At 54.7% G+C, this 15580-nt stretch carries 15 protein-coding genes; 8 read left to right on the top strand and 7 right to left on the bottom strand.

Annotation, left to right across the window (positions count from 1 at the left end):
* Positions 1-17 precede the first annotated feature (17 nt).
* Positions 18-950, top strand: a complete 933-nt coding sequence (locus WA429_RS00865; RefSeq protein WP_101246583.1) for a LysR family transcriptional regulator — start codon at positions 18-20, stop codon at positions 948-950.
* 17 nt (positions 951-967) lie between these two features.
* Here WA429_RS00865 and WA429_RS00860 read toward each other — a convergent pair whose 3' ends face one another.
* Both WA429_RS00860 and WA429_RS00855 read right to left on the bottom strand, forming a co-directional pair.
* Complete coding sequence (locus tag WA429_RS00860; protein WP_287464516.1) at positions 968-1768, bottom strand: sirohydrochlorin chelatase; 801 nt, start codon at positions 1766-1768, stop codon at positions 968-970.
* 96 nt (positions 1769-1864) lie between these two features.
* Positions 1865-2767: a LysR family transcriptional regulator gene (locus tag WA429_RS00855; protein ID WP_287464805.1), complete on the bottom strand. Its 903-nt coding sequence runs from the start codon at positions 2765-2767 to the stop codon at positions 1865-1867.
* 173 nt (positions 2768-2940) lie between these two features.
* Here WA429_RS00855 and WA429_RS00850 point away from each other — a divergent pair, with 173 nt between their 5' ends.
* From WA429_RS00850 to WA429_RS00840, 3 genes are all read left to right on the top strand, one after another.
* Complete coding sequence (locus tag WA429_RS00850; RefSeq protein ID WP_287464517.1) at positions 2941-3642, top strand: pirin family protein; 702 nt, start codon at positions 2941-2943, stop codon at positions 3640-3642.
* Between the two features lie 40 nt (positions 3643-3682).
* Positions 3683-4153, top strand: a complete 471-nt coding sequence (locus tag WA429_RS00845; RefSeq protein WP_287464518.1) for a DoxX family protein — start codon at positions 3683-3685, stop codon at positions 4151-4153.
* A 201-nt stretch (positions 4154-4354) separates the two neighbouring features.
* Positions 4355-5611 (top strand): response regulator, encoded by a 1257-nt coding sequence (locus WA429_RS00840; protein ID WP_114112062.1) that lies wholly within the window; start codon positions 4355-4357, stop codon positions 5609-5611.
* Here WA429_RS00840 and WA429_RS00835 read toward each other — a convergent pair.
* The 3 genes from WA429_RS00835 to WA429_RS00825 form a co-directional block, all read right to left on the bottom strand.
* Positions 5608-7128: a sensor histidine kinase gene (locus WA429_RS00835; RefSeq protein ID WP_287464519.1), complete on the bottom strand. Its 1521-nt coding sequence runs from the start codon at positions 7126-7128 to the stop codon at positions 5608-5610. The two genes, WA429_RS00840 and WA429_RS00835, sit on opposite strands and share 4 nt — an antisense overlap.
* Positions 7115-7591 (bottom strand): molybdopterin-dependent oxidoreductase, encoded by a 477-nt coding sequence (locus WA429_RS00830; protein ID WP_287464520.1) that lies wholly within the window; start codon positions 7589-7591, stop codon positions 7115-7117. Before WA429_RS00830 ends, WA429_RS00835 begins: the two co-directional genes overlap by 14 nt.
* 98 nt (positions 7592-7689) lie before the next feature.
* Positions 7690-8868: an EAL domain-containing response regulator gene (locus WA429_RS00825; RefSeq protein ID WP_287464521.1), complete on the bottom strand. Its 1179-nt coding sequence runs from the start codon at positions 8866-8868 to the stop codon at positions 7690-7692.
* 153 nt (positions 8869-9021) lie between these two features.
* On the opposite strand from WA429_RS00825, the gene WA429_RS00820 reads away from it, so the two are divergent.
* The 4 genes from WA429_RS00820 to WA429_RS00805 all read left to right on the top strand — a co-directional run bounded on the left by WA429_RS00820 (position 9022) and on the right by WA429_RS00805 (position 12704).
* Positions 9022-9990: a DNA-binding response regulator gene (locus WA429_RS00820; protein ID WP_101246592.1), complete on the top strand. Its 969-nt coding sequence runs from the start codon at positions 9022-9024 to the stop codon at positions 9988-9990.
* A 132-nt stretch (positions 9991-10122) separates the two neighbouring features.
* A complete protein-coding gene (locus WA429_RS00815; RefSeq protein ID WP_287464522.1) occupies positions 10123-10845 on the top strand; it encodes a sugar transferase in 723 nt (240 codons plus the stop codon).
* Between the two features lie 182 nt (positions 10846-11027).
* Positions 11028-12140, top strand: a complete 1113-nt coding sequence (locus WA429_RS00810; RefSeq protein ID WP_287464523.1) for an outer membrane beta-barrel protein — start codon at positions 11028-11030, stop codon at positions 12138-12140.
* Complete coding sequence (locus WA429_RS00805; protein ID WP_287464524.1) at positions 12141-12704, top strand: polysaccharide biosynthesis/export family protein; 564 nt, start codon at positions 12141-12143, stop codon at positions 12702-12704.
* A gap of 38 nt (positions 12705-12742) precedes the next feature.
* Here WA429_RS00805 and WA429_RS00800 read toward each other — a convergent pair whose 3' ends face one another.
* Both WA429_RS00800 and WA429_RS00795 read right to left on the bottom strand, forming a co-directional pair.
* Entirely contained in the window at positions 12743-14548 is a 1806-nt protein-coding gene (locus WA429_RS00800; protein WP_287464525.1) for an ABC transporter ATP-binding protein, read from the bottom strand.
* Positions 14549-14633: 85 nt separating this feature from the next.
* Positions 14634-15578 (bottom strand): acetamidase/formamidase family protein, encoded by a 945-nt coding sequence (locus tag WA429_RS00795; protein ID WP_101246597.1) that lies wholly within the window; start codon positions 15576-15578, stop codon positions 14634-14636.
* Positions 15579-15580: the final 2 nt, after the last annotated feature.

Genomic DNA, 15580 nt, shown 5'->3' with positions numbered 1-15580 from the left:
CCACCGACAACGGTTCCATGCAAAAGTTTGATATCGTGACCATCCGGCTTTTCGTCGCCATCGTGCGCGCCGGAAGCATCAATGAAGCCGCAAGGCGCGAACATATCGCGACCTCGGCCGTGTCACGCCGCATTGGCGAACTTGAAGCCATGCTGGGTGTCAAACTGCTTCGCCGCCTGCCGCGCGGGGTCGAACCGACCGAAGAAGGCACGATATTTGCCCGCTATGGCGAAAAGCTTCTGGGCGATCTGAACCATCTTTCCAATGAGCTTCGCGATTTCAATGCCGGGGAAAAGGGCAAGATTTATCTTGCCGCAGTGACGTCTGCGATCCTGACCGGCTTGCCATCATTTCTGGCCGATTTTGAACGTGATTTCCCCCACATCACCGTTGATGTCCGCGAATTGACATCGCGCGAAAGTGCCGAAGCCGTCCGCGAAGGGCGTGCTGATCTGGCGATCCTGGCCGATAACAGTCCGCTTGGCGATCTGGCCCATGATGTGTTTTGCGATGATCCGATCTGGGTTGTCACGCCCAAGGGCCATCCGCTGATCCCCAATGCAGACACCCCCAAACCGGTCAAATTTTCCGAGGCCGCCAAATATGACATCATTTCCCTGCATGAAGGCGGGGTGATTGATGACCTGATTTCCGAAGCCGCATCGAAAATGAAGCTTGATATGCATCCCCATATCAAGGTCGTGCGTTTCGGGTCCCTGCGCCAAATGATTGCCGCGGGCCTTGGGATCGGCTTTTTGCGGAAAAGTTCGGTTGCGGGATATATCGGCCATATGAATATTGCTGGCGCACCGATTGCCGATGACTGGGCCAAGCGCCAGTTGCTGATCGCCCATGATGGTGATGCCAACCTGACCAGTGCCGCACGTCTGTTTCGCGACTATCTTCTCAAGAAATCATCGGAAACAAGCTTCAAACCGGTTCTGGGCTAATCTGGCGACCGTTGCGGTCAGGCGGATCTTGCCATCCGTTCGGCCCAGATATCACCGCCTGTCGGCCCCAGCGGCACCGCCATCCCGGCAAGACGGGCAACATGACGCCCGGCCTCATCAAGTACCAAACCGGGAAGTTCCGGCCACTGTCCGATCGGATCGAGAATTTCGATCTCTTCACCGTCGCGGGCATCGATCAATTCGGGCAGGTCTTCGCGCGCATGAGTGCCACCACCAGCCAGCATCGGAATGATCAGGGTTTTCTTGTGCGTGGAAAGGTCGCGCCAATCGGCAAGCGACGGTTTGCCTTCGATATTGCCAATGCAGATTTCAGGGCCGGCGCAAAGCCCCTGAACCTGGCGGGCAAAACGGACCGTTTCCGGCAATGGTGCGGTCAGGGTTTTCAAGCCATGCGGCACCAGAAATACCGACATTTCATCCAGTCGCCACCGACGATTAGCGGCGGCTGCCCGGGTTTTGCTGGCGACAAGGTCATCAAAGCCCGGAAGATTAAGGGCCGGCGGCAGAACAACTGCATCACCCAATCCGGCACGTTCAAGATCGCGCGGCAGTTCTTCGAACACCAGATACCCTTCACTGAAAAACAGCGGGAAAATGATCAGGCGCTCGGCATGTCCCGACCGTTTGAGGGAAGCGAGCTGATCGGGCAGTGACGGATTGCTTCGCATATAGCCATGCGACACCGGTCCGTTCCAGTCGGGCGCAACGGACCGGGCAAGGTCCCCTGCCGGGTCCCCGCCATTGCCGCTATTACCATGCGACACCATCATCAATGTTGGCATTTCGAAATCAGACATTGCGACCAGTCCCGTTATGCGTTCATGCAAAAACCTAGTAACCAGTACGCAGGATGCAAGGTTTTGGATCGCAACAATCCGGTTCTGATTTGGGTTTTATTGCACCAGATCCCAGCGCGGCTGGCCGCCAAACCGGTCATGCATGAAATCAACCAGAAGCCGGATACGCGATGAAAGCTGCCGACTGGGCGGGTAGAGCAAATAAAGAAAAATCTCGGGCGGGGTATAATCACATAACACCGTCACCAGACGCCCGGTTTGCAATTCCGGCCCGGCAATGAAAGTCGGCATTTCTGCCAAGCCCAGACCGGCCACCGCCGCGTCACGCAGAACTTCGGCATTGTTACAGCAAAACACGCCATTGACCTGAACCGAAACCGGCCCGTTCGGACCGGTCAGTTTCCAGGTCGAACCCGACGGAAGATTGCCGTAATGCAGACAGGGCAAAGTCGCCAGATCCCGGATATCTGTCGGTTCACCATGTTTCTGCAAGAAATCGGGTGCCGCGCAAATCACGCGCCGGATCGGAATAATTTCATGATCAATCAGCGCCAGGGTTTCGGTCGGGCGACTGATGCGCACCGTCATGTCAAAACCATCGGCAACCGGATCGATGAAATGATCATTCAAGGCCAATTCGATCCTGATATCGGGATACATGCGGGCAAAATCGACAAGTGCCGGGCCAAGATGCAGGGTGCCAAATGACATTGGTGCATTGATGCGAATGTCACCAGCCGGCTTTTCCGGGTTCTCGCGAATGGAGTCTTCGGCATCCGTCAGATCCGTCAGAATGGCCTTGGCCCGATGATAAAACGCCTGCCCGCTTGGCGTTACAGAAACGGTACGTGTTGTGCGGTTCAGCAATTGCACACCCAGATCATCTTCAAGCGCGACCACCGCACGGTTGACCTGCGATCGCGACTGCCCGATGGCCCGGGCCGCGGCGGCAAAACTGCCTTCTTCGACCACACGGATGAAACTTTGCAAACTGGCCATTTTATCCACGGGCAATATCCCTGGGCTGCGGTTGGGGATGCGTCATATGACGCGATGATAGGCTTATTGTCGCATTAAACGCAACACTGTGGGCATTATTGCGATAATTGTCTCATTTTATGAAAAGCGTATTCTGTCTCCAACAGAAGACATCCTCATGGAGGTACAGACAAATGCTGATCAAAGTAGATGCAGACACCCGTGGCCGCGCACAGTTTGGCTGGCTTGATTCCAACCATACTTTTTCCTTCGGTCATTATTACGATCCCAACCGGATGGGCTGGGGACCGCTTCGCGTCATTAACGAAGACCGTGTCATTCCCGGTGCCGGTTTTGACACCCATGGCCACAAGGATATGGAAATCATTTCCTATGTTCTTGATGGCGCCCTGGAACACAAGGACAGCATCGGAAACGGATCTGTGATCCGTCCGGGCCGCCTGCAACGCATGACGGCTGGCACCGGCATCCGTCATTCGGAATACAACCATTCAAAATCCGATCCGGTTCACTTCCTGCAAATCTGGATCATTCCGGAAGCAGCCGGACTGGAACCGGGTTACGAAGAAAAGGAAATCGCACGCCACGATACGGGATCGGGGCTTACCCTGATTGGCAGCCGCGATGGCCGCGAGAATTCGATCACCATTCACCAGAATGTCGATCTGTATGTTGCGCACCTTAACAATGGCGAAACCGCACAGCACAGCATCGAAAAAGGCCGCATCGCCTGGATCCAGGTAGCCCGCGGATCGGTCAAAGTGAATGGCGAAACCCTTACTGCCGGTGACGGTGCGGCGATCCGGGATGAAGACGAACTTGTCTTCTCTGATGCCGACAATGCCGAAGCCCTTGTTTTTGACATGGTGGCCTGAGCTGCGAAGACCGCGCTCCCCCATCCCGAGGAGAAAAATCATGACCTCGCTTACCACTGACAAACCCCGTTCGATCATCCCTGCCATTGGCAATGTTACGTCCGCCCTGCAACCGCTTGCCCCGGTGATCATCCGTGTTACCACCGGCCTTTTGATGGTTCCGCATGGTGCACAGAAACTGTTTGGTGCCTTTGGCGGTTATGGCCTTGAAGGAACAGCTGGCTGGCTTGAAAGCATCGGCTTTGCCCCGGGCTTTGTCTTTGCCCTTCTGATCGGCCTTCTTGAATTTGTTGGCGGATTGATGCTGACAGTCGGTCTTTTGACCCGTCCGGTTGCCGCCGCTGTTCTGGCTTTCATGGCTGTTGCCGTTTCAACCCATATTCCGGCTGGCTATTTCTGGAACAATGGCGGATTTGAAATGCCGTTGATGTGGGGTCTGCTTGCCCTGACGGTTCTGATCCAGGGTGGTGGCAAATTCTCGGTCGATCGCAAGATCGGCTACGAATTCTGATCTGACCCGCCCTTAAGCGCACCGATCAAACGGGTTGCTGATACAGCAGCCCGTTTTTTTATGGCTCCTCATATGAGGATATTGGAGATCAGATAAAACAGCCAAAGTAAGGTCGCACTGAATGGCCCGACAGGCTGCATCCCGAAGATGCGGTTTGTTGGTTCTTTATGATAACCCAAGCCAGATCTGTCTGACCGAACCATGTACGAAGATATTTCGATCATATTTGTTGATGACGATCCCAACGTGTTGCGCGGATTGCGTCGCCGTATGATGAGCCAACGCCCGAACTGGTCGCTGCGGTTTTTTGAAAGTGCTGAAAGTGCGCTGATCGGCCTTGCAGAAGAACAGGCAGATGTGGTGATTTCCGACATGCGAATGCCCGAAATGGACGGGGCCGAATTCCTGCGGATTGTTGCCAACCGTTATCCCCAGACATCCCGCATATTGCTCTCCGGCTATGCCGACGAAATCGCCATTCAAAACGGCACCACCGCAACCCAGCACTTTTTGACCAAGCCCTGCAAGGATACCGACATCATTCACGCGGTCGAGCGCGGTCTGGTCATGCGGCGTTATTTGCATGATCCGATGCTGGTTGATCTTCTGGCACGGATTCCCAGGGAACTGGCATGGCCGGCAACCTTTGAACGCCTGCACACGATATTGCAGTTCACCGGCCCCAAAAGCCGCGATGAGCTTAATGAATTTGCCGCCGATCATCCCGCACTGACATTTCTGGCACGGGATCTGGCGCGACGGGAAAAACTTGTCGCAGCCGATAGCCAGACCGGCCTGATCGGTCTTGTGAAACTGCTTGGCATCGAGACGATCAAGGCATTGTGCATTCTTTGGTCAGAACTGGGGCAGCCCGCCAAATTTGACCCGAACGTGCCGGCCATTGAACTGCACCGACCGCTGGTTCTTGGACAGATGGCTGCCAATATTGCCCGGTTGCAAAACCTGCCCTTTGAAACGGTTGATCAAGTCCGTGCGGCGGCCCTTTTGTGTCATATCGGGGAAATCATCATCAAGCGGGTGATGCCCGATGGCTACAAGGCCAGCCGTGATCGGGCGGATCGCGATGAATGCGATATTATTTCCGCCGAAGTTGCCGAAATGGGATTTGCCCATCCGGCGGTATCGGCATCCATTTGTGCCTATTGGGGGTTCCCGCACGAAGTTGTTGAACAGATCGCGTTCCATCACAGGCCCGAAGTTGCACCGACCCCGAATTCCAGGACCCTGCTGATTGTCTATGCTGCGCAGTATTTTGCCCGCATCGTTGGCAAGGACGGTATGAAACGCGCCGCCAAATATGACCTGGCCAGCGGGTTCATTTCACGATGCGGTGCCGATGACATCTGGCCGGTCTGGGAACGGAGCTGCATCGAAAATCACCTGCCGCACGGTATCGAAAAACCATATCCCGGCCAGATGTTCCATTCGGCAGGCTAACGCAGCAACGCACCAAGATCGCTTGGTCCCTGCATGGCATCATTTTGCGAATGTGCGTTATAGGATGGATTGATTTTGGGCAGACGGATAACGAATTCTGCCCCGTCGACATAATCCTCTGACAGGGTCAGATCACCACCGAAATCATCCTGGATAAGCTTGCGACAAATCGGAAGCCCCTGACCGGTGCCGACACCGCGTTCCTTGGTGGTAAAGAAATAATCAAAGATGCGATCGCGCAGATCTTCCGGCACACCCGACCCGTTGTCGCGCAGACGGATAAACACATTGTCGTCGTCCGATGTCACCGTCAGATCAATGCGTCCCCGCCGCTGGCCGGTTTCCTTGATGGCCTGCGATGCATTGACGATCAGGTTGATCAGCGCCTGTGACAGATGGTTGCGCCGTCCATTGACCTCGGTGACATCCGACTGGATATGAACATCAAGATCGGCAACATGTTTGACCTGGTTGCGGGTCAGGGTAACCGCCGTTTCGATTTCTTCGGGAATTGAAATCAGTTCGATTGCGTCATTGGCCGGATGGGCAAATTTGCGAATCCCCCGGACAATTTCCGCAATCCGTTCAAGTCCCTGGATACTTTCATCGATCGCAAGCGGCACTTCCTGCACCAGGAAATCGATTTTGCTTTGGTCAAAATCGACCTTTGCCGTCGGGTCGGCCTGTTGGCGGCGCACTGCATCGACCAGACCCGAAAAGCTGTCAGAAAGGAATTCAAGATTGTTCTGGATATATTGCGCCGGGGTGTTGATTTCATGCGCGACCCCGCCTGCCAGCGTCCCCAAAGCATGCAGCTTGGCGTAATCGGCGGCCTCTTCGATGACTTCCTGTTCCTGTCGGGCTTTCTGGGCGGCAATATCCGCGGCAAAAACACGCTGGCGCTGACGGATCATGAATGCCCCCAGCACCGCCATTGCAACAACGCCGACAAAGAACAAATAGGTCAGAAATTCAATATTGCGCTTCACGGTCTGGATATTCTGGGCGTTATAGACCGACACAAAATTCGTGGTCCGCACCACCGCCTGTTGCAACGGTTCGCCCATCGGTTCAAGCAACCGATAGAGTTCCTGTAATTTTGACCTTGGATCCGTGGCATTTTCCAGCGCGATATCGACTTCATCGATCCGGTTTTGCAGGGCGTCTATGGATGCCGCCACTTCGGGCACGGAAAACAGCACGCGGAAACCTTCGCCATCGCGCAACAAAAATACGCGGCTGACCATGATTTCATATTCAAGCATGATGTCTTCGACCGTCTGGTCATCAAGACCGGCACGGCCAAAGGCGGCTTCTATGTCGCGTTGAATGATGAAAAGCTGGCGCTGGATCTGAAACACCGCCCAGACGAAATTTTCGCGATAGGTAAACCGCTCGTCTTCAAGCTGGCGAATGATCGCCCCGGACAGAACCGCATACAAACCGACAAACAGCACCAGTCCAAAGAACATGGCACGGCCTGAACGGTTGAAAAAAAACGCCTTAATTCTTTGCATCAACAGATTTTACCTGCCAGACCGAATATGCCCAATAGGTATCTGTCTGGAAACGCACATCCCTGTCATAGGGGAAGACAACCCAGAACGGGCCTTTTTCACGCACCGACATTTCCGCGTCATTAAGGTGATAGGCCAGAATGGCACCGTCATTTCGCAATACGTTGGTCGGGACAATGACGCTGTAATCATTCAGGGCCGCGACACGCACCATATCGGCATCAAGGCCATAGGTCTCAAGCAGCAGGTCAAAGGAAACGCCCTGGAATTTCTGCACCCCGTTTGTCCAGGGGGTCGATGTGTAAAACTCGACCGCAGGCATTTCCATGAGCTTGTCCATGGAAACCGTTACCACCTCGCCATCGGGTTTTGTCAGCTTCAATGACCCGCCGGCCAATGCCCCCGCAGAAACGAAGCCCACCATGGCGACCACAAGGGCCAACACCTTTGCAAAGCTTTTCATATTCATATCCATGCTCCCTACCATGCCTTAAAGAGTGGTCACAGCATGTTGATTTAACAATAACTAACAGGTGAATTTAGTCAAAGACACAAGCACTTTTACGCGCTCATGGCTGTTGCTGTCTTTTCTTCCCAGACATCAAGCGGTTCCGGGCTGCCAAGATAGAATCCCTGCAATTCGGTGATGCCATAGACTTGCAGTTTTTCGGCAACCGCACCGCTTTCGATACCCTTGGCCGAAATCGACAGCCCCATTTTCCAGCAGACCTGCGCGATCCATTCGACAAAGGCATCGTCAAGGAAATCGGTCATGATCCCGCGGACAAGCTCACGGTCCAGCTTGATCCCGGCAAAGACTTCATGGCGCAACAGTTCAAGCGAATTGTTGCCCGACCCGAAATCATCAATCAGTACCGCAATGCCGCGTTCACGAAGGCGCGAAACACTGCCCAGCAATTCCTGATCATCCGGAACCAGCTGACGTTCGGGAATTTCATATGTCACGACGACACCGCGCATGCGCATCTTTTCATAGAAGCGGATCAAAAGATCGAGGAATTCCGGCGTTTTGAGCGAATAGGCAGAAATATTGACCGCAAGGTTGCTGGAATCACCCAGCAAGGCACGATATCGCGGCGCCTGATCAATCATCACCGCCATCAGCTGGCTGGTCAGCCGGTTGATTACCGGATGATCGCGGCAAGCCTCAAAGATTTCATCAACCCCGAAATCCTTTTCTAGCGACGGCATGCGACACAGAACCTCAACACCGCACAGACCCAGATCACTTGCCGCAAATCGTGGCTGAAGAACCGTGGAAAATTTGGCCTGATCAATCGTCGAATTAACCATCATCGGCGTCACGCGCGATGTCGGCTTTTCGGCCGGTTTGTTGGTCTGGATGACCCGGTCAATGGCGTCTTTCAAAACAGAAACCGAAACCGGCTTGGCCAATACACGCGTGACCATGGCCTGACTGATGGCTTCGCGCAGGGAAATGGTCGAAATATTGCCAGACAACATCATGCGGCTGACCATCGGCGCGATGCGGGCGGCCTGTTTCAGGAACGAGATACCATCAAGAGTCGGCATGATCAGATCGGCAATGACAAGATCGGTGCGTTCGCGATTGTGCGACAACCAATCAAGTGCCATCTGCCCGTCCGAAAATGTGACAAATTCAAAACTGGTCGCAAGGGTGCGCCGCACCGCTGCCAACAGTTTTTCATCATCATCTACCATCAGAATGACGGGGCGTTTTGTATTGACCACATCCATTAATGGGCAACTCCGGAATGATTCTAAGTCCTGAAATTCTTGTTATTTGGCCCGGCGAGTTTGCGCATATGACGAAAGGCGGGGCTTTGAACGATTGCAGAATAGTGTCAGACTGCCATTGTCCAATATCCCCATTTGTGGAGGGCACTTTTGATGACCGAAAAAACGCCGGTGCGGATTGCCTTTGTCGATGATGACGAACATCTATTGTCATCACATCGGCGCAACTTTGCGCGCTTGCGGCCCCAATGGGGGGCGGTCTATTTCAATGATCCGATCACGGCACGCGATGCCATTGCCGCCGACCCGTCAATCGGGGCTGCTGTTCTGGATATCCATATGCCGGGCATGTCGGGACTGGAACTGGCTGCGGAATTGCGCACCGTTCGCCATGATCTGCTGATTGTGATCCTGACCGGATATGCCGATTTGCAGTCGGCCTTGCTTGCCGTTAACGAGCTGGGGGTATTTCGGTTCTATCCCAAGCCGACCAATCTTCAGACCATTCTTGAAGGACTGGAAACAGAAATCGAAGCCCGTCAGGGACAGGCAGAAGACACCCTTCCTACCGATTTCCTTGATCTGTTCGAGCTTGGCGTGATTGCCGTTGATGCCGACCTTTCGATTTTGCATATGAATGCCCAGGCAGCCGAATTGATGCGCGGATCATCACTTGTTCATTCGGGCAGTCAGGGGCGCCTGATCATTGAACCCGTTCCGGAGGGGTTGGAAAGTTTTCTGAACCCGCCAGCAAAGATGGCGCCGCGCAAACATCAAAGCTATGCGATCGAACGTGACGGCGAAAAACTGTCTGTTCTGATCCGGCGTGTGCCCAAAAAAACCGATGGCAAATCAACCTTTATGGTGATCCTTGTTGATCCCGCACAGCAAAAACCACCCGCGATTGACGATCTGATGGATCTGTTCGGTCTGACCCGGTCCGAGGCAAAACTGACCCAGAAACTGGCAGAAGGTCTTGCCCTTGATCAGGCAGCGGAACTTGTCGGCATCTCGCACAGTTCGGCCAGAACCTATTTGAAAACCATTTTTTCCAAGACCGGCGTCAACCGCCAGCCGCAATTGATGAAGACGGTCCTTTCATCGATACCGTCTTTGCGATAAGCGACGGGAAAACCAACAGAAACAACCCACTACCAACCAAAGACCACAATATATTTACTTGATCAGCGGCAAAATACATCTACCCTGAGTTATGTGAACTGACATAACCATCCAGATGTGGGGGCATCGCGGTTGACCAGGGAAAATCACAAACCAGAAATCCTGTCCGACTTTTCCCGGGTGAATGCCGATCGCCATTACGGCTTCAAACGCCTTTGTGATCTGTTGATTTCATTACTTGCGATCATTGCCCTTGCGCCAGTGATGATTGCGATTTCCATAGTCCTGATCGGACTTGGATTCCACCACCCGATTTTCCGTCAAAAACGTGTCGGCAGACATGCAACGGTGTTCACCATTTTCAAATTCCGCACCTTGCGTGACCGGACCTGCCGGCGGTCATCGGCGCCGATCATCCGGCTTTCAGATCAATTCACCGGGTGGCTGCGCATAAGCGGGCTGGATGAATTGCCACAATTGATCAATGTGATACGCGGCGAGATGTCGCTGGTGGGACCGCGCCCGCACAGTGTCGCCGATCACGCCCTTTTTGCCGCATCCCTGCCCGGCTATGACGCCCGCCTGGTCATGCGTCCGGGCATCACGGGATTGGCGCAAATTCGTGGGTGGCGGGGCCCGGTTGATTGCCATCATCATCTTCGGGCGCGCACGGGATGCGATCTGGATTATATCGCTGATCAGAACCCGCTGCGTGACGGGATCATTCTGTTTGCAACCGTTCTTTTGCCGTTGCGCAGATCATCGACATCGCGCCGGCCAGCCCGTCAAGCGGACCATAACGGGCAGAGGCCGGGACAGGGTCACGTTTTTCGTCATGACCAGCGGCTTGTTTGATGATCAGGCATTTCTGCACAATCACCAAAACAGTCGCCAGGACCGTCACCGGTCACGGCAAAGTCCCCGTGATGTTGTGCTGTGCGATATTCCTGACCGGGCTTTGGGCCCCAACGCGTTCTGTTGCCCAACCTGGCGCGTCATCCGGTCCGAATCCAACCCGGTCACAAGATGACCCCCATATGCGCCTTGGACGGTTTGTTCTGGCCCCGGAAATCACCAACCGCGTAACCCATGACGACAACATCTTTTTATCTGATGACAATGCGCAATCGGATGTCATCACCATGATCGCCCCGCGCCTTCATCTGAGCGGCGACTGGCCGTTCTTTCGTATGCATATGACGATCGGCGGGGAGCTTGGATTTTTTGCCAAATCCGATCAGGACAATTATCAGGATGCCGAGGCCAAGGCCGCCGGAAGCATTGATCTTGGCCCGTCATCGGTTGATGGCGCAATCGAATGGCATCGTCAGCATGATCCGCGCGGAAGCAATGATGTCCCGACTGGCGCACGGGAACCCGTGATTTATCGTGATGTCCGCGCCCATATTGGCGGGCGATATGCCACCAGCAGCTTGCAATATGAATCGCGGTTGTCTTTGCGTCGTCTTGATTTCGAAGACAGCACCGCCATCAATGGCAATGCGATCCGCAATGACGATCGCGACCGCCTTGAAACCCGTGAAACCCTGCGCGCTGTGATGCCATTCGATCCGGGACGCGAAGCGTATGGCGAAATCACGCTTAATCAGCGGCAATATGACAGAACCCCCGATGATAGCGGGCGGGTTCGCGATTCTGCCGGATACCAGATTTATGGTGGCCTGCGGTTTGATGTGACCGACCTGATCCGGGCGGATCTTGCGGCCGGCTGGATGAGCCAAAGCTACGTCGATCCGGCATTTGGCAATATCAATGACTATACGCTGCGGGCCGATATCGACTGGTCTGTTACCCGGCTGACCAGCCTTTCATTTACCGCTGCGCGGGCGGTGCGCGAAACCACCGTCCAAGGTGCCAGCGGCATTCTGGCATTTGAAACCGGCATCGGAGTAACCCATGAATTGCTGCGCACGTTACAGATCGGCGCCAATGCCCGTTATCGCAATGATGCTTTTCAACAAACCACACGCACCGACAGGGTACGTTCGATTGGCCTTGACCTTGATTATCAGCTCAATCGCTTTGCCAGGATCAACAGCACCGTTGGCCACGAAATTCGCCAATCAACCAGCAACGGCGAAGATTACGCCCGCCTGCAAAGCCAGATCAGCCTGAAGCTGGAGATGTAAATGACCGGCATTGTCACATCCGTCACAGCCAGAACCCGATTGCTTGCGATTGTGCTGATCATGCTTGTCGGGATCGTCGCGCTTTCGCGTTCCGGAACTGCCCAAACCATCTATTCGCTTGATAGCGGCGATCTGGTCAGGGTCACGGTATTTGGTGAGCCAGACCTGTCGGGTGACTTCAGCATCGATGCACAGGGCAAGCTGAACCTTGCACTGATCGGGCCGGTTTTTGTAAGGGGCATGACAACCAGCCAGGCCCGCACCGCCATTCATGACGCCTATCTCGACGGCTATTTGCGCCATCCCGATATTGCGGTCGATGTCGTTGCCTTTCGCCCGTTCTTCGTCGTTGGCGAAGTCAATCAGCCCGGGTCATACAGCTTTGTCCCGGGCATGAATGTTTTAAATGCGATTGCGATTGGCGGGGGCATGACCTATCGCGGGGACGAGGACGATATCGAAATCCTGCGCGGTAATGATACAGCACGGGTTTCGATCCCGGCCAATCTGGCAACCATTGTCATGCCCGGTGACATCGTGCGGATCGCCGAGCGGTATTTCTGATCCGCCCGCCGGTTTCCATGCCGCCGCTGCCATTGTTCCTATGCCGCGGTTTCCATTGCTGATTTCGCGACAAAATGATGGGCTGCGATCTGTTGCAGATCGGCAAGTTCCGGCTGGTAATCCAGCCCGTGAACAGGACTTGGGACTTCGCCGGTGATCAGGCTGAAATCCTGACGACGTTTGCGCGGATCGGGGATCGGGACGGCGGCCATCAGCTTTTTGGTATAGGGATGCTGCGAGTCTTCAAAAACCGCCTGACGCGGCCCGATTTCAACAATCTGCCCCATATACATGACGGCTACCCGGTGGCTGATCTGTTCGACCACGGCCATATCGTGCGAAATAAACAGATATGAAAGCCCGCTTTCAGCCTGCAATTCCCCCAGAAGGTCAAGAACCTGTGCCTGCACCGATACATCAAGTGCCGAAACCGATTCGTCGGCAATGATCACCTTGGGCGACAGGCTGAGCGCACGCGCAATACAGATGCGCTGACGCTGACCACCGGAAAATTCGTGCGGATGCCGTTTGGCCGCATCTGCTGGGAGTCCGACCCGCCTGAACAGATATTCGACCCGGTCATCAAGTTCCGATCCCGATGCCAGACCATGGATTACCAATGGTTCGGCCACCAATTCCCCGACCGTCATACGCGGATCAAGGGACGCATAGGGATCCTGAAAAATCATCTGGATATTGCGGCGAACTTCGCGGGTCTGGATGCGGGAATTGGCATCGATCTCGCGCCCGTCAATCACCACTTCGCCCTGCCAGGGAATAAGGTTCATCAACGCCCGACCGGTTGTCGATTTGCCACAGCCGCTTTCACCGACAATCGACAATGTTTCACCTGCAAAGATATCGAAACTGACCTGTTCGACCGCGTGCACGCGTTTCTGCACGCGCTGCAAAAGACCGCCGCGAATATCGAAACGCACGGTAAGGTCCCTGACCGATACCAGGGGTTTGGCCAAACCACGTTCAAGCGCCTTGCCATCACTGCTGGCCGGGCCTTCTGTGCCGGCCATGGCGCCAAGTCGCGGCACAGCGGCCAAAAGCCCGCGGGTATAGGGATCATCGGGTTTTTCAAACACATCGGTCACAGTGCCGCTTTCGACCACCTTGCCCTGGTTCATGACAATGACGCGGTTCGCCATTTCGGCAACAACACCCATGTCATGGGTAATCAGAATGATCGCGGTTCCGGTTTCGCGTTGCAGATCCCGCATCAGTCCCAGAATCTGGGCCTGGATGGTGACATCAAGGGCCGTGGTCGGCTCGTCCGCAATCAGAACATCGGGATTACAGGCAAGTGCCATGGCGATCATTACCCGCTGGCGCATGCCACCAGACAATTCATGGGGATATTGCGAAAGCCGCTTTTCCGGCTCGGAAATGCGAACCTGTTTGAGAACCTCAAGCGCACGCGCCCGAACCCGGGATCCGGACATCGGATTATGGGTTGAAATGGCTTCCCCCAACTGGCGTCCGATCGTCAGAACCGGATTAAGCGATGTCATCGGTTCCTGAAAGATCATCGCGATTTTATTGCCGCGAATGTCGCGCATGGCCCGTTCAGACAGGGTCAGAAGATCGGTGCCGTTCAGGCGGATTTCCCCACTGGCAACCCGTGCCATCGGTTCGGGCAGAAGCCCCATGATCGACAGCGACGTCATGGATTTACCACTACCCGATTCACCGGCAATACACAGCGTCTCGCCACGGCAAAGATCAAAGCTTAATCCATCCACAACGGTTTTCGGGCCGCTTGGTGTTGCCACCTGTGTCACCAGATCGCGTACTTCAAGGATCTTTTCCACCGCTTTACTGCCCTGTTCGGTCATACTGCCAACCCTGAGAAAGTCTGTAATTTATTGATTTTAAAATCCGGGGCAGAACAATTCGATCGCTCCGCCCCGAAAAGCCGTCTTAGTCAAATACGATGCGCGGGAAATAGAACGAGACAACCCAGTTGGGCTGATCAACGATTTCACTGATGCGCAGATCCCCACAGACCGAACACAGCATATAGGCGTCGACCGCCGACATGCCCTGTGTCTTGCAAAGCCAGTCCACCATGCGACGTACGGCATCACGCGCACCGGTCATAAGATCACTTCCGATCCCGGTGGTGCATTCATATCCCTTGCTATCAAGGTGACTGGTCACCGGACCAGGCGTGGTGAAATGCGGTGATTCAAGTTGGGCATTCTTGACCAGATCAAGGGTCACGGTTGCGTTCATCGGGCTTTCAATCGCCGTTCCGCAAACTTCGCCATCGCCCTGTGCGGCATGGGTATCGCCGATCGAAAACAGGCCACCGGCAACCTCGACCGGAAGATAAAGTGTGGTCCCTGCGGCAAGATCGCGAATATCAAGGTTGCCACCAACCCGCCTTGGCGGCACGACCGAATGCAGGCCCGGTTCAGCCAGTGCAAGGCCGATGGTACCGGCAAACGGTTTCAGCGGCACTTTGCCGTATTTGGAAAACAGCGACGGGGCCAGCGTATCGGGATCATATTTCCAGATATGCAGGGCCGGGTCTTCGAACTGATCGGCCAAAAGACCAAATCCCGGAATATTTGCCGTCCAGCCAAAGCCCGACGGTTTGAAACCTTCGATGGTGATTTTGACCGCATCACCGGGTTCTGCCCCGTCAATAAAGACAGGACCGGACACCGGATTGATTTTGGAAAAATCCAGTGCGGTTACATCCGCAACCGTACTGTTTGCATTGAACTGGCCTGCTGCACTGTCGACGCATTCAAATTCAATGGTGGTACCGGGCGCGACCGTCAATGCGGGCGGGATCGAATGATCCCACCCGTGATGACAGTGCGCGGAGTGGATCGTGTAATCCGCACATTTGCACATGT

It is taken from the genome of Thalassospira sp. CH_XMU1420-2, from assembly GCF_037029325.1.
Lineage (GTDB): Bacteria > Pseudomonadota > Alphaproteobacteria > Rhodospirillales > Thalassospiraceae > Thalassospira > Thalassospira povalilytica.
This window is presented reverse-complemented; position numbering and strand designations above follow the sequence as displayed.

Excerpts from the sequence above, each read along its gene's own strand:
- WA429_RS00840 (WP_114112062.1), top strand. The coding sequence starts at position 4,355 with ATGTACGAAGATATTTCGATCATATTTGTTGATGACGATCCCAACGTG.
- WA429_RS00855 (WP_287464805.1), bottom strand. The coding sequence starts at position 2,767 with ATGGCCAGTTTGCAAAGTTTCATCCGTGTGGTCGAAGAAGGCAGTTTT.
- WA429_RS00820 (WP_101246592.1), top strand. The coding sequence starts at position 9,022 with ATGACCGAAAAAACGCCGGTGCGGATTGCCTTTGTCGATGATGACGAA.
- WA429_RS00825 (WP_287464521.1), bottom strand. The coding sequence starts at position 8,868 with ATGGATGTGGTCAATACAAAACGCCCCGTCATTCTGATGGTAGATGAT.
- WA429_RS00805 (WP_287464524.1), top strand. The coding sequence starts at position 12,141 with ATGACCGGCATTGTCACATCCGTCACAGCCAGAACCCGATTGCTTGCG.
- WA429_RS00795 (WP_101246597.1), bottom strand. The coding sequence starts at position 15,578 with ATGTGCAAATGTGCGGATTACACGATCCACTCCGCGCACTGTCATCAC.
- WA429_RS00800 (WP_287464525.1), bottom strand. The coding sequence starts at position 14,548 with ATGACCGAACAGGGCAGTAAAGCGGTGGAAAAGATCCTTGAAGTACGC.
- WA429_RS00810 (WP_287464523.1), top strand. The coding sequence starts at position 11,028 with ATGCGCCTTGGACGGTTTGTTCTGGCCCCGGAAATCACCAACCGCGTA.
- WA429_RS00850 (WP_287464517.1), top strand. The coding sequence starts at position 2,941 with ATGCTGATCAAAGTAGATGCAGACACCCGTGGCCGCGCACAGTTTGGC.
- WA429_RS00830 (WP_287464520.1), bottom strand. The coding sequence starts at position 7,591 with ATGAAAAGCTTTGCAAAGGTGTTGGCCCTTGTGGTCGCCATGGTGGGC.
- WA429_RS00865 (WP_101246583.1), top strand. The coding sequence starts at position 18 with ATGCAAAAGTTTGATATCGTGACCATCCGGCTTTTCGTCGCCATCGTG.
- WA429_RS00860 (WP_287464516.1), bottom strand. The coding sequence starts at position 1,768 with ATGTCTGATTTCGAAATGCCAACATTGATGATGGTGTCGCATGGTAAT.
- WA429_RS00835 (WP_287464519.1), bottom strand. The coding sequence starts at position 7,128 with ATGCAAAGAATTAAGGCGTTTTTTTTCAACCGTTCAGGCCGTGCCATG.
- WA429_RS00845 (WP_287464518.1), top strand. The coding sequence starts at position 3,683 with ATGACCTCGCTTACCACTGACAAACCCCGTTCGATCATCCCTGCCATT.